Source organism: Streptomyces sp. NPDC002144 (assembly GCF_053593695.1).
This window is the reverse complement of sequence record NZ_JBSFDB010000036.1, coordinates 1-13392: the sequence shown is the minus strand read 5'-3', so window position 1 is coordinate 13392 and position 13392 is coordinate 1. Positions and strand designations below refer to the sequence as shown.

The window sequence follows — 13392 nt, the reverse complement described above, 5'->3', positions numbered from 1 at the left end:
GAGAAGCACTGATGTTTCACGAAATCGAGGACATCGAACGGGAGAAGCAGCGGCTGTCACGCCGACCGTCCCTGGAAGACGCGCCGCCCGTCCTGTCCGCCTTCGACGTGCGTACGAACTGCCCTGTCGCCGAGTTCGACGCGCGGCTGCGGTCCGTCCTCGGCCCGGCCCTCGACCTTGCCGTATCGCATCCGTTCGAAGGGGTACTCCCCGTCGACGCACTCCCCGACTGGTTCACCTCCGCCGCGCAGAAAACGCCGGCATCAGCCCCGGCGCATGTGACACGAGGTGCGGAGCGCTATGCGGCCACAGTCGGCGGAGGCTCTTGGCGGCCCCAGGAGTGGCTGTACCAGTTCGACCCCGAATCCGAGTTCCGGGGCTGGGCCTGGTGGGACTTGACACGGACCGGCGAGCACGAGGCACGTATCTGGGTGGACACATGGGGTGAGTCCTTCTTCGCCTGCGACGAACTTCGATGGCTGGCCTACGTCTCCGGCGCCGAGGAAGTGACCGGCCCGACCCTCGTCCGGGCTGCCGACTGGGTTGCGGCACTTGACCGTGACCGTTGAGGGATTTCTCGTAAACTCGGAACCTCTTCTTTCGCTCTACGGAGAAATTCCGGACCTGACCACCCTCCGCATCCGATCGATCAACTTGAATTGGCGTGGCCCCACTGTGACGCTGCGCGTCGACTTGCCGTCTTTTCCCCGCCGGGCTCCGCAGGAGTGGACCGACAGGGGAATGGACACGTTGCAGTGCCAGTTCCAGTTCCTGGCCGCGGATGGCATCGTCCTGACCGACTGGGCGCCTCCGGTCGTCGGCCACGTCGAGACCGCTCCCCACGGAGGGGAACGACGCATCCGGGTGACTGTGAGGGGCAGGGGAATCTCGCTGAGCTTCGACTGCAGCGATTCCGTGCGAGTGAGCCATGTGAGCGCCTTCAAGGCCCAGCCGGACGGATCCGACGGGGGGACGCATCTCTTCGTGAGCAAGGTGGACGGTCGACACCACGATTCCCTGCCCGGTACCGCGGAGAGGACTTTCCATGCGCGCTGACTGGTCGCTGCTCCTCGCCTCTCCGGGATATCTCGGTGAACTCTACGGGGGAACGCCGCCTTCACCTGAATCGTGCGATCCATTCTATGTGCACATTGACGAACGCGGGAATTCGGTGACGTTGGGGTTGCACACGAAGGTCTTCCCCGTGAGCGCTCCGACGGAATGGCGCGAGAAGGGATTCAACGCCTTCGAGTTCTACCTCGTCTTCGAGGGGGTCGAAGGACTGCGTGTCAGCGCTTGGGGGCCTTCGCAGGCCGGAGACATCGATCTGACCATCCGTGACGAGCGCTTCGACGTGGTTCTGGGATCCGCGGCCTCGGGTATCGCGTTCCGGGCCGGCACGGCACGGCTGGCCCGGACCCACGCCTACCTGGCTTCGGGCAGTCCCCCGAGGTGACGAAGTCAGTCGAGGCAGAACTCGTTGCCCTCGATGTCCTGCATCGTGATGCACGACTCGTTGAAGCCGTCGGCACGCTGCACCAGCACGCACACCGCGCCGAGGGCCTCCAGTCGCGCGCGCTCGGCCTCGAGCGCCGCGAGGCGTTCCTCGCCCACGAGCCCGGTCCCCACCCGCACGTCGAGATGGACCCGGTTCTTGACGACCTTGCCCTCGGGAACGCGCTGGAAGAACAGGCGCGGGCCCACACCGGTCGGATCGACGCAGGCGAACGCCGAGCCCTGCCGCTCGGACGGCAGCGAGCGGTCGAACTCCTCCCAGCTCGCGAACCCCTTCGGCGGGGGCGGTACGACGTACCCCAACACCTCGCACCAGAAACGGGCGACGCGCTCAGGATCCGCGCAGTCGAAGGTGACCTGGAACTGCTTCACCGATGCCATCGGGCCACCGTAACAGCAGGCTCCCCTGCTCAACGCGCGTCCATCTGTGGACTTCCTGTGGCGATGGTCAAGCCCCCGCCACCCCACGCCCATCCCTCACCCATCCCGCAGTAAGCCCGCCCATTCCTTCGGTAACGCGGAAGTCAGGATTCCGAAACTGTCTTGTTTGTCGCGTACTCAACAAGCCATCGTCGTCGCGGGCCGCCGCCCCCACCGGCAACCACACCGGTGGACCCCCCACCCGCAGGCCTCTGTCCACCACTTCCAGGAGGCTGTACGTTGCGTACGTCCACCCCCAACTCCCCCCACATACGCGGCAGATGGCGCCGCATCGGCTCCGCGGCCGCGGCCACCGCCGCCCTCGTGCTCGCCGGTCTCGGCAGCGCGGCCCACGCGGACGCGGCGACCGCCGGCACCCACAAGGTGAGCGCCCAGACGATCGCCGCGCAGGTGGCCAAGGCCCATGTGCGCTACGAGAACGCCTGCGCCGCGCATCCGAAGAAGGGCTACGCGTCCTGCAACGCCCTCCGGGTGACCGGCGGCACCACCGCCTTCATGGAGAAGCAGGCCGCGCTGAAGGGCATCGCCCCGAAGACCGTGAAGCCGAACGCCGCCTCGGACGACCCGACCGGCTACGGCCCGAGCGACCTCCAGTCGGCCTACGGCCTGACGGACGCGGCGTCCTCCAACGGCTCCGGTGAGACCGTCGCCATCGTCGACGCCTACGACGACCCCAACGCCGAGGCGGACCTGGCCACTTACCGCTCCTACTACGGACTGCCCGACTGCACCACTGACAACGGCTGCTTCAGCAAGGTCAGCCAGACCGGCTCCACGACCTCCCTGCCCTCCGCCGACAGCGGCTGGGCCGGAGAGGAGTCCCTCGACCTCGACATGGTCAGCGCCGTCTGCCCGAACTGCAACATCCTGCTCGTCGAGGCGAAGTCCGCGAGCGACGCCAACCTGGGCACGGCGGTGAACGAGGCGGTCAAGCTGGGCGCCAAGTTCGTCTCCAACTCCTACGGCGGCTCCGAGTCCTCCTCGGACACCACCTACGACTCCTCGTACTACAAGCACCCGGGCGTCGCCATCACCGTCTCCGCCGGCGACAGCGGCTACGGCGCCGAGTACCCGGCCGCCTCCCGGTACGTGACCGCGGTCGGCGGCACCGCCCTGAAGACCTCCTCCAACAGCCGCGGCTGGACCGAGACCGTGTGGAAGACCAGCAGCACGGAGGGCACCGGCTCCGGCTGCTCCTCCTACGACGCCAAGCCGAGCTGGCAGACCGACACCGGCTGCGGCAAGCGGATGATCGCCGACGTGTCCGCCGTCGCCGACCCGGCGACCGGTGTCTCCGTCTACGACTCCTACGGCTCCGACGGCACCGGCTGGAACACCTACGGCGGCACCAGCGCGTCCTCGCCCATCATCGCCTCGGTCTACGCCCTCGCCGGCACCCCGGGCTCCAGCGACTACCCGGCCCAGTACCCGTACAACGCGGCCGGCACCTCCGCCCTCAACGACGTCACCAGCGGCAACAACGGCACCTGCTCCACCAGCTACTTCTGCACCGCGAAGTCGGGCTACGACGGCCCGACCGGCTGGGGCACCCCAGAGGGCCTGGACGCCTTCACGGCCGGCTGACCGGAGCACGCACGACCTCCCCGAAGGGTCACGGGGAGCCGGCCGAGTGAGGAGTACGTGGGGTCTCCTCGGCGGCACGCAGGGGAACGGGTCACGGCAGCCGGCCGCGGCCCGTTTCCCGTGCAACAGCCTTGACTTTCCTGTGCGTTGGGTAAAGGACCCGACCTTCTTCAGTAATCCGGAAGTCAGAATTCCGTACACCTCTTGTTGTCACGTACTCAACAAGCGACAGTCGTGGCGGGCCGCCGCCCCACCGCCGGGGAACCCGTACCGGCGGTTTCGCACCCGCACCGCCCCTGTTTCCACCCCACTCAGGAACATCAGGAGGCTGCACGATGCGTTCCACTCCCCCCAACAGACCGGCCGGCCACAGAGCCTGGCGCCGCATCGGGGCCGCGGCGGCCGCGGCAGCGGCCCTCGTGCTCGCGGGCTTCGGCACCGCCGTACAGGCCGACGCGGCCACCGCCCAGGCCAAGGTCACCTGGACCGCGGCCCCCTGCGCCACCCCCAAGCACAAAGGCGAACTGGCCTGTAACTCCTACCGCGTGACCGGCGGACTCACCGCCTTCCAGAAGCAGCAGGCCGCCCGCACCGGGGTCACCCCGAAGGCCGCCGACGCCACCACGCCCTCCGGCTACGGCCCGAGCAACCTCCAGTCCGCGTACGGCCTGACCTCCGCCGCCGCCTCCAACGGCTCCGGCGAGACCATCGCGATCGTCGACGCGTACAACGACCCCAACGCCGAGTCCGACCTCGCCACCTACCGCTCCTACTACGGCCTGTCGGCCTGCACCACCGCCAACGGCTGCTTCAAGAAGGTCAGCCAGACCGGCTCCACCACCTCGCTGCCCTCCAGCGACAGCGGCTGGGCCGAGGAGATCTCCCTCGACCTCGACATGGCCTCCGCCATCTGCCCGAAGTGCAACATCCTCCTCGTCGAGGCCACCAGCGCCACCATGGCCAACCTGGGCAAGGCCGTGAACGAGGCCGTCACCCTCGGCGCGAAGTACGTCTCCAACAGCTACGGCGGCTCGGAGTCCTCCTCCGACACCTCCTACGACTCCTCGTACTTCAACCACCCGGGCGTCGCCATCACCGTCTCCGCCGGCGACAGCGGCTACGGCGCCGAGTACCCGGCCGCCTCCCGCTACGTCACCTCCGTCGGCGGCACCGCCCTGAAGACCTCCTCCACCACCCGCGGCTGGACCGAGACCGTCTGGAAGACCTCCAGCACCGAGGGCACCGGCTCCGGCTGCTCCTCCTACGACGCCAAACCGAGCTGGCAGACCGACACCGGCTGCTCCAAGCGCACGATTTCGGACGTCTCCGCGGTGGCCGACCCGGCGACCGGCGTCTCGGTGTACGACTCCTACGGCGTCACCGCCGGCTGGTACACCTTCGGCGGTACGAGCGCCTCCTCGCCGATCATCGCGGGCGTCTACGCCCTCGCCGGCACCCCGTCGTCCTCCTCCTACCCCGCCTCCTTCCCCTACGCGAAGGCCGGCACCTCGGCGCTGAACGACGTGACCAGCGGCAACAACGGCTCCTGCTCGACCAGCTACCTGTGCACCGCCCAGTCGGGTTACGACGGCCCGACCGGCTGGGGCACCCCCGAGGGGGTCTCCGCCTTCACCGGCTGACCGACTGACCCTCCGTCACCGAGCGGGCCGCGGCCTCCCACCGCGGCCCGTTCGCGTTGCCGGGTTACCCTTCACCGGGAGAACATCGGCACGACCACTCACCCGACCGACCGTCAGAAACGGCGCAGGTCATAGAAGGGGTCAACGACGGAACCACACGACTGGTTCCGCGCAGGCCTCATTGCCCGGCGTGACCTGCCGTGATACACAGAGTTACCGTACGAGCCATTCGTACGAAACCCGCCAACCAATGACGTCAAGTCGACATGCGACGGCGACATTGTCGGCGACAATGAGCCTGACCTCTGCACCGAGGCAGGGGACGCGGAACCGGAACCACCGGATCGACCGGAACTACCCACCAGGGGCGGTGACTTACATGCTCTTTGCGGCCGACAAGGGAGACATCAACACCATCATCGGCGGGATCGCTCCGGACTGGGGCCCCTTCGGCAGCCTGGGCAACGAGGCGAAGGTGATGATCGAGGTCGTGATGGCCGTCGCCATCCTGCTCTGCCTCGGCATCGCGGTATGGGGCGCGGCCAAGCAGCGCATCGGTGCGACCGCCCTGCGCGACACCTTCAGCGCGGAACAGGGCAAGGGCCTCATCATCGCCGGCCTCACCGGCGTCTTCATCATCGGCTCACTGGGCACGCTCTTCACCATCGTGTACGGCATGGCCGTCTAGCAGACAACTCCTCCCCCACCCGCCCGTCGTGCTCACCGGCTGAGGTTGCGTTTCCCTGATGTCGAGTCACCACACCGCGCCCGCGCGGGAACCAGCACGGCTACCGTCGTATCTCTACGAGGTGGAGAGGGCGTACGCGGCATGAGTCTCGGAGACGAGGGGCAGACCCGGACCAGGCTGCCCGACGCGGGCGGCGACGTGTACGGGGGCGCGCGGCGGGGCGGCCGCTCGTCGTCGCGGGGCCTGGTGACGGTGGTCGGCGTGGTCGTCCTCCTGATCGCAGCGATCGCCTTCGCGAACCGCGGCGGCGACGACTCCTCGTCATCGACCGACACCAACACCAACAAGCCGAAGAGTTCATCGACAGCGGCGACAGGAACGAAGCCGGTCAGGTCGCAAGCGGGCGGGATTCCCACGGGGTACGCGCACGACGAGCAAGGGGCGCAGAGTGCAGCGGCCAACTATTCCGTGGCTCTGGGCTCCGCCGACATGTTCAACACCTCCAGACGGCACGAGATCGTCAACACCGTGTATGCCCCCGCCGTCGCCAGCACTCGGCAGGCCGCTCTGGACAGCGCGTACTCCAGCAAGAGCTTCCTGACCAACATCGGCCTCGACAAGGACGGAAGGGCGCCGGCCGGCGAGACCTTCATCTCCAGGGTGATCCCGGTGGGCACCAAGTCCACCGCTGTCAGCGCGAGCGCGGCGACCGTGGAGGTCTGGTACACGTCCCTGTTCGGGCTGTCCGGCGAGACGTCGACCAATCCGGTGTCCGAGAGCTGGTACACCACCACCTACCAGCTGAAGTGGGTCGACAACGACTGGAAGGTCACCGACTTCCAGCAGAAGGACGGTCCGGTGCCGGTCGGGCGGGACCAGAAGGCCTCCACCGCCGACGACATGACCAAGGCTGTCGAGGAGTACGGAGGCTTCACGTATGCGCGCTAACCACCGCTTCCTCCAGGTCACCGCCGCCGTCGGCGCCTTGCAAACCACCATGGTGCTGCTGGCCACGCGTGTCTTCGCCGAGCCCAGCCCCAGCCCGACCTCGAGCAACGACCCGTGCGACCTCATCCGCGGCCCCGCCAAGGACTACTGCGAACGCGGCAACGGCGACAAGGGCACCACCGGCGGTACCACCCCCAGCCTCACCTCGACGCTCGACCCGCTCGCCTCCCTGGCCCAGGGCTGCGCCAAAGCCGCCTCCTGGACCATCGACAAGCTCAGTGATGCCGTCAAGGAGACCGCGAACGTCGACTTCACCAACCAGAAGTTCCTTCAGCAGTACGCCGTCGTCTTCGCCGCCTCCACCATCCTCACCCTCCTCCTGTGGCTGCTGGCCGTCGCCAAGCGAGCCGTCAGAGGCGTGCCGCTGAGCACCGCCATCTCCGAAGCCGTCGGTTTCCTCTGGCTGACCGTGCTGGCCTCCGCGTTCACGCCCCTCATCCTGTACACCGTCGTATCCGCGGCTGACGGCGTCACCGACGTCCTGGCGAAAGCCACCGGCGACCAGACCGACGTGTTCTTCGGGACCTTCTCCGGCGCCCTCAACAAGGGCAACGACATCGGCGGCGGCCCCATCATGCTGATCGTCGTCTCCCTGGTCAGCATCCTCGCCGCCGGAGTCCTCTGGCTGGAGCTCGTCATCCGCGCCGCCCTGCTCTACGTCGGCGCCCTCCTCGGCACCGTCGTCTACGCCGGCCTCGTCGACAAGAACCTCTGGGGCCACGTCCGCCGCTGGGCCGGCATCATGATCGCGGTCATCCTCGTCAAGCCGATCATCGTGATCGTCCTGGGGCTGGCCGGAGCCCTGTCCTCCGCCAACGGCCCGGACTCCTTCTCCGCCGTCGTCTCCGGCCTCGCCATCATCCTGCTGGCCATCTTCGCCAGTGCGATGATCTACCGCTTCGTCCCCGGCTTCGGCGACGAGATCGCCAGCGGCCGCAACAACCGCATCATGCAGGGCGCCGAGAGCAAGGCCGCCGCGGTCATCAGCTCCCCGGCGACCATGGTCGCCCAGGGCATCAAGACCCACAGCGCCCGCGCCAACGACAACGGAGGCGGCGGCCAGTCGTCGTCGAGTGGCGGCGCCCGCCCGGCCAACCCGGCCAGCGGCGGTGTCGCCGCCCACAGCACCCGCACCCCGAACGGGGGTGGCGGCGGAACTGTCCCCTCCGCCACACCCGCACCCCGTTCGGCGAGCCCGGTGAACACCCCGCACGCCAGCAACACCCGCAACAGCAGTACCAACCGCACGGGAGGTGAAGGGCGTTGACGACCGAGTCCCACCTGTCCCATCCGGTCACGCCCCGCCGTACATATCTCATCGGCCGCGCCCGGCCGAACGCGATCGTCGGCCGCAACCGCGAGTCCGGCGAGATCGCGCTGATCATCGTGGGCGCGTTCCTCGGCATGATGTGCGGGCTCCTCGTCCCCGTCCTCTCCCTGCGCATCGTGCTGCTGATGGGCTTCCCGCTGCTCGCCCTGGCAGCGGTGTACGTGCCGTACAAGCACCGCACCTTCTACAAGTGGTTCGAGATCAACCGCAGCTACAAGCGCACCCTGAAGCAGGGCACGCTCTACCGGTCCGGGGTCATGGAGGCCGGCACCCGGCTGGACGGCCGTGAGGTCGAGATCGGCCCGCCGCCCGGCATCGGCCGCATCACCTGGTTGGCCGCCCCCTTCGGCCCCGACGAGATCGCCGTACTCCTGCACGCGGACCGCCGTACCGTCACCGCCGCCATCGAGATCGAGGGCCCCGGCGTCGGCCTGCGCGACTCCGAGGACCAGGAAGCCCTCGTCGACCGCTTCGGCACCCTCCTCAAGCACGTGGCCAACGGCGACGGCTTCGTCACCCGCCTGCAGATGCTCGCCCGCACCCTCCCCGCCGACCCCGACGCCCACGCCAAGGACGTCGCCCTGCGCGGGGACGACAAATCCCTGCCGTGGCTGCAGTCGTCGTACGACCAGTTGCAGTCCATGGTGTCCACCAGCAGCGAGCAGCACCGCGCCTATCTCGTCGCCTGCATGCACTTCACCCGCGAACTCGCCGCCGAGGCACAGGCGATGGCACGCGCGGCCAGGCCCCAGGCGGGCCGCAAGGTGGACCGGGACGCGGGCCTCGCCGTCGTCATGGCCCGCGAGCTCACCGACATCTGCTCGCGCCTGCAGGAGGCCGACATCCGCGTCCGCCAGCCCCTCGGCCAGGGCCGGCTCGCCTCCCTCATCCACTCCATGTACGACCCCGACCACCCGATCGACCACATCCAGGCGATGACCAAGCGCAACGCCTGGCCGGCCGAGCTGGACGCCATGGAGCCGACGTACCTCCAGGCCAAGACCCGGGAGTCGAGCACACGGGCGCCCTGGTGCCATGCCACCGCCTGGGTGAAGGAGTGGCCGATGACCCCGGTGGGCGTCAACTTCCTGGCCCCTCTCCTGGTCCACACCCCGGACGTCATCCGAACGGTCGCAGTGACGATGGATCTCGAGCCCACCGAGGTAGCCATCGAACGCATGCTGACCGAAAAGACCAACGACGTGGCAGAGGCCTCCCGCGCCGCCAAGATGAACCGCACCGTGGACCCCCGTGACGTCGCCGCCCACACCCGCCTGGACCAGCGGGGCGAGGACCTGGCGAGCGGCGCCGCGGGCGTGAACCTGGTCGGCTACATCACCGTCTCCTCCCGCTCCCCCGAGGCCCTGGCCCGCGACAAGCGGACCATCCGGGCCTCGGCCGGAAAGTCGTACCTGAAGCTGGAGTGGTGCGACCGCGAGCACCACCGCGCCTTCGTGAACACACTCCCGTTCGCCACCGGCATCCGAAGGTAGGGACCAAGCATGCGGGATCCGCTGTCCGTCCTCACCGACGCCTTCACGTCCTTCCTCTTCGGGAAGGTCGAGACGACCCGTCTGCCGGTGCGCACCTCGACGGGCCAGGCCCAGGCGGTCTACCTGCCGACCGCCGCACCGGGCCTCGGCGACTCGGGAGTGATCATCGGCCGCGAGGTCTACTCCGGCAAGGGCTACATCTACGACCCCTTCCAGCTCTACGGCCAGCAGCTCCCCGCGCCCCACTGGCTGGTCCTCGGCGAGTCCGGCAACGGCAAGTCGGCGCTGGAGAAGACGTACGTCCTGCGCCAGCTGCGCTTCCGCGACCGCCAGGTCGTCGTCCTGGACGCACAGGGCGAGGACGGGGTCGGCGAGTGGAACCTGATCGCGGAGCAGCTGGGGATAACTCCCATCCGCCTGGACCCGACGGCCGCCCTGGACATGGGCATCCGCCTCAACCCGCTCGACCCCGCGATCACCACCACCGGCCAGCTCGCCCTGCTCCGGACGATCATCGAGGTCGCGATGGGCCACGGCCTGGACGAACGCTCCGGCTTCGCCCTCAAGGTCGCGCACGCCTACGTCAACGAGACCATCGTCGAACGCCAGCCGGTCCTCACGGACATCGTCGAGCAGCTACGGCACCCCGAGCCGGAGTCGGCCGAGGCGATGAACGTCGACATAGACGACGTACGGGCCTGGGGCCTGGACGTCGCCCTCGTGCTGGACCGACTGGTCGACGGTGACCTGCGCGGCATGTTCGACGGCCCGACCACCGTCGGCATCGACCTCGACGCGCCCCTCATCGTCTTCGACCTCTCCCACATCGACCGCAACTCCATCGCCATGCCGATCCTGATGGCGATCGTCGGAGTCTGGCTCGAGCACACCTGGATCCGCCCCGACCGCAAGAAGCGCATCTTCCTGGTCGAGGAGGCCTGGCACATCATCAACAGCCCGTTCGTGGCGCAGCTGTTCCAGCGGCTGCTGAAGTTCGGGCGCCGGCTGGGCCTGTCCTTCGTGGCGGTGGTGCACCACCTGAGTGACGTGGTGGACGGAGCGGCGGCGAAGGAGGCGGCGGCCATCCTGAAGATGGCCTCGACACGGACGATCTACGCCCAGAAGGCGGACGAGGCCCGCGCGACCGGCCGGGTCCTCGGCCTGCCCCGCTGGGCGGTGGAGATCATCCCGACGCTCACCCCGGGCATCGCGGTCTGGGACGTCAACGGCAACGTCCAGGTCGTCAAACACCTGATCACCGAGACGGAACGCCCCCTGGTCTTCACCGACCGCGCGATGACCGAGTCGTCCGCCGACCTCGAGCTGGCCGACGACGCACTGCGCGCCGCCGAACTGGAGGCGGAGGAACGGGCGGCGGCCTTCGTGGAGCAGCACCTGAGCGACTACGACGACTCGTCCGAGTCGACGGTGGCGTAACGGCGGCGGGGAGGCGGACGTGGTGAGACCGGACGTTCGGAGACGGGACGAACGGGAGGGCCAGGGCGGCATCCCCGACGGGCTGCTGGTCGGCATACTCGCCTTCCTCCTCGGCATGACCCTGATGGTGTGGACGGCGACGGGCCTCGCAGGGCTGTTCGCCAAGGGCTCCTGGCCCCACGGGGTCTCCTTCACCCGCACCCCGCTCGCCATGCGCCACCTCATCGGCCGGCCCCACGACATCACCGGCGCCTGGCCGGACACCCCGACGGCCCAGCTGTCGGGGTACGGCCTGTTCTGGGGCCTGTTCATCGGCCAGCTGATGGTGCTCTTCGTCCTCACCGTCTTCGTCATGGGCACCCTGGCCCGTTGGCGCGCGGGCCGCGCCAGACGCCGCCTGGAGCACGCGGCGGCGGTGGAACGCGCCACGGCCGCGGCGACCGCCCCGGCCCCGGAACCGACGGCGCAGCCGCTGGAACGGCCGGCACCGCAGCCAGCGGAGGTACGACCGCCCCAACCGGCCGAGGTCCACGAGGTGCCGGTGCCCCGCACGGAGCCGCTTCTGGCCCAGTCGGCGGCCCCGATCCAGCTCGAGACGGCCGTCGCACCGGGAGCGGGCGCCTGGGACCGCGCCGAGGGCGCCGTGCACTACGCCCCACCCGCGAGCCGCCACACGACCGCGACCCAGGCCGTACGGGACGCGGAGGGCCCCGCTCTCGTCGTCACCTCGAACCCGTCCCTCTGGGCGGACACCAAGGACCCCCGCGCGAAACTGGGCCCGGTCCTCCTCTACGACCCCACCCACCGCTGCGACACCCCGGCCCGCCTCCACTGGTCCCCCACCGCCGGCTGCGAGGACAGGCAGAGGGCCACCGCACGGGCCGCCGCCCTCCTCGCCCCGATCCGCCCCACGGCCAAACTGGACGAGGCCCTCTCCACCACGGCGGAAACGCTCCTCCGCAGCTACCTGCACGCCGCCGCCGTGGACGGCCGCACCATCCGCCACGTCCACCGCTGGTCCCAGGGCACCCAGATCCAGGACGCCGTCCGCATCCTCCGTACGAACCCCAAGGCCTCCCCCGGCTCCGCGGGCGAACTCGAGGCCGCGCTCACCGCGCATCCCGACCGCCGCGACATGGCCCAGGAGTTGACGACGAGAGCACTGTCCTCCCTCTTCACGGTCAACATCCGAGAGGCCTGCACACCCAACCGAACCGATGCGCTCGCCTTGGATTCCTTCGTGGACGAAGGGGGAACGCTTTATGTAGTGGGGGAATCCATCGAGGATCCCAGGAGCAACCCAGGCGCGATGCCTCTCCTGACGGCCCTCGTCTCCAGCGTGGTCGAGCGCGGCCGGCGCATGGCCGAACGGTCATCCGCCGGTCGCCTCGACCCACCACTCACGCTCGTCCTGGACGACATCGCAGCCGTGGCTCCGCTCCCCCAACTCCCAGAGCTGCTCGCCACCGGCGCGGACCGCGGCCTGCCGACCCTGGCCCTGCTCCGCTCCCGCGAACAGGGCCGCGCCCGCTGGCCCCACGACGAACTCCCGGTCTGATCAACCGGCTTCGCGCTCCACGGCGAACTCCAGCTCGGCCTCCCCGCCGGCTTGCGGCAGCGGCACGGTCACCCCGGTCGGCACGAACCCGACCTTCCGATACAGCCGCTGAGCCCGCCCGTTGTCCTCATGCACGATGAGCCGAACCCGCTCCGCGCTCTGGGCCCACGCCCACTCAAGTCCGGCGTCGAAGAGCACTTCGGTGAGTCCGATCCCCCGGTACTCGGGCCGGACGAACACCCCCACGATGTGCCCCTGCTTCCGCTCGACCGGAAACCCGGCCCAGTCGGTGGTCCCCGCCTCCTCTATGAGCACGGTCAGCGTCCCGACCCACTCACCGTCCGGCCCCTCGGCGATGATCTGCTGAGCCCCGGTGGCCCCTTCACAGCTCCCCTTGGCCCGCTCCTGCCAGAAGGAGTCGGGATGGGCCAGAGCGTTGTCGTACGTCTCGAGAAAGGCGATGGGCGCCACCGGGTCCTGCAGGGCGAGGAGCCGCAGCGCCTTCGCGGCCGGCCATTCATCGGCACGGATGGAACGGATCTTGTAGCTCATGGAGCCACGGTAGCGGAACGCAGAAAACCCCCGGACCGGTATCCCCGGCCGGGGGTTTTCTCAATAATTGTTCGGCGGCGTCCTACTCTCCCACAGGGTCCCCCCTGCAGTACCATCGGCGCTGTAAGGCTTAGCTTCCGGGTTCG

The 13392-nt window shown here is 69.1% G+C and carries 13 protein-coding genes and 1 rRNA gene; 11 read left to right on the top strand and 3 right to left on the bottom strand.

Annotation, left to right across the window (positions count from 1 at the left end; all coding sequences use genetic code 11):
• The first annotated feature begins 11 nt into the window (after positions 1–11).
• The 3 genes from ACWCQ1_RS38235 to ACWCQ1_RS38225 are packed head-to-tail and all read left to right on the top strand — an operon-like array spanning position 12 to position 1456.
• Positions 12–569 (top strand): hypothetical protein, encoded by a 558-nt coding sequence (locus tag ACWCQ1_RS38235; RefSeq protein ID WP_451028441.1) that lies wholly within the window; start codon positions 12–14, stop codon positions 567–569.
• Complete coding sequence (locus ACWCQ1_RS38230; RefSeq protein WP_358592871.1) at positions 559–1056, top strand: Imm50 family immunity protein; 498 nt, start codon at positions 559–561, stop codon at positions 1054–1056. The genes ACWCQ1_RS38235 and ACWCQ1_RS38230 overlap by 11 nt, the downstream gene beginning before the upstream one ends.
• Positions 1046–1456 (top strand): Imm50 family immunity protein, encoded by a 411-nt coding sequence (locus ACWCQ1_RS38225; RefSeq protein WP_451028440.1) that lies wholly within the window; start codon positions 1046–1048, stop codon positions 1454–1456. The genes ACWCQ1_RS38230 and ACWCQ1_RS38225 overlap by 11 nt, the downstream gene beginning before the upstream one ends.
• 5 nt (positions 1457–1461) lie before the next feature.
• On the opposite strand, the gene ACWCQ1_RS38220 is transcribed toward ACWCQ1_RS38225, so the two are convergent.
• Positions 1462–1896, bottom strand: a complete 435-nt coding sequence (locus ACWCQ1_RS38220) for a VOC family protein (RefSeq protein WP_133045778.1) — start codon at positions 1894–1896, stop codon at positions 1462–1464.
• A gap of 279 nt (positions 1897–2175) precedes the next feature.
• Here ACWCQ1_RS38220 and ACWCQ1_RS38215 point away from each other — a divergent pair, with 279 nt between their 5' ends.
• The 8 genes from ACWCQ1_RS38215 (at position 2176) to ACWCQ1_RS38180 (ending at position 12694) form a co-directional block, all read left to right on the top strand.
• Complete coding sequence (locus tag ACWCQ1_RS38215; protein ID WP_451028439.1) at positions 2176–3540, top strand: S53 family peptidase; 1365 nt, start codon at positions 2176–2178, stop codon at positions 3538–3540.
• A gap of 335 nt (positions 3541–3875) precedes the next feature.
• On the top strand, positions 3876–5180 hold the full coding sequence (locus ACWCQ1_RS38210) for a S53 family peptidase (RefSeq protein WP_451028438.1): 1305 nt from the start codon (positions 3876–3878) through the stop codon (positions 5178–5180).
• A gap of 379 nt (positions 5181–5559) precedes the next feature.
• Positions 5560–5868, top strand: a complete 309-nt coding sequence (locus ACWCQ1_RS38205) for a hypothetical protein (RefSeq protein WP_014673544.1) — start codon at positions 5560–5562, stop codon at positions 5866–5868.
• A 141-nt stretch (positions 5869–6009) separates the two neighbouring features.
• Positions 6010–6816, top strand: coding sequence for a hypothetical protein (locus tag ACWCQ1_RS38200; protein WP_451028437.1), 807 nt, complete (start codon positions 6010–6012; stop codon positions 6814–6816).
• The gene (locus ACWCQ1_RS38195; RefSeq protein WP_451028436.1) at positions 6806–8143 is read left to right on the top strand and encodes a hypothetical protein; all 1338 of its coding nucleotides are present in this window, start codon (positions 6806–6808) and stop codon (positions 8141–8143) included. The genes ACWCQ1_RS38200 and ACWCQ1_RS38195 overlap by 11 nt, the downstream gene beginning before the upstream one ends.
• Positions 8140–9699, top strand: coding sequence for an SCO6880 family protein (locus ACWCQ1_RS38190; RefSeq protein ID WP_133045783.1), 1560 nt, complete (start codon positions 8140–8142; stop codon positions 9697–9699). Before ACWCQ1_RS38195 ends, ACWCQ1_RS38190 begins: the two co-directional genes overlap by 4 nt.
• 9 nt (positions 9700–9708) lie before the next feature.
• Complete coding sequence (locus tag ACWCQ1_RS38185) at positions 9709–11136, top strand: ATP-binding protein (RefSeq protein ID WP_133045784.1); 1428 nt, start codon at positions 9709–9711, stop codon at positions 11134–11136.
• A 22-nt stretch (positions 11137–11158) separates the two neighbouring features.
• The gene (locus ACWCQ1_RS38180; RefSeq protein ID WP_451028470.1) at positions 11159–12694 is read left to right on the top strand and encodes a type IV secretory system conjugative DNA transfer family protein; all 1536 of its coding nucleotides are present in this window, start codon (positions 11159–11161) and stop codon (positions 12692–12694) included.
• Here ACWCQ1_RS38180 and ACWCQ1_RS38175 read toward each other — a convergent pair whose 3' ends face one another.
• Both ACWCQ1_RS38175 and rrf read right to left on the bottom strand, forming a co-directional pair.
• Positions 12695–13246, bottom strand: a complete 552-nt coding sequence (locus ACWCQ1_RS38175) for a GNAT family N-acetyltransferase (protein WP_358592071.1) — start codon at positions 13244–13246, stop codon at positions 12695–12697.
• A gap of 69 nt (positions 13247–13315) precedes the next feature.
• Positions 13316–13392, bottom strand: a 5S ribosomal RNA gene (gene rrf, locus ACWCQ1_RS38170); the annotation flags it as partial.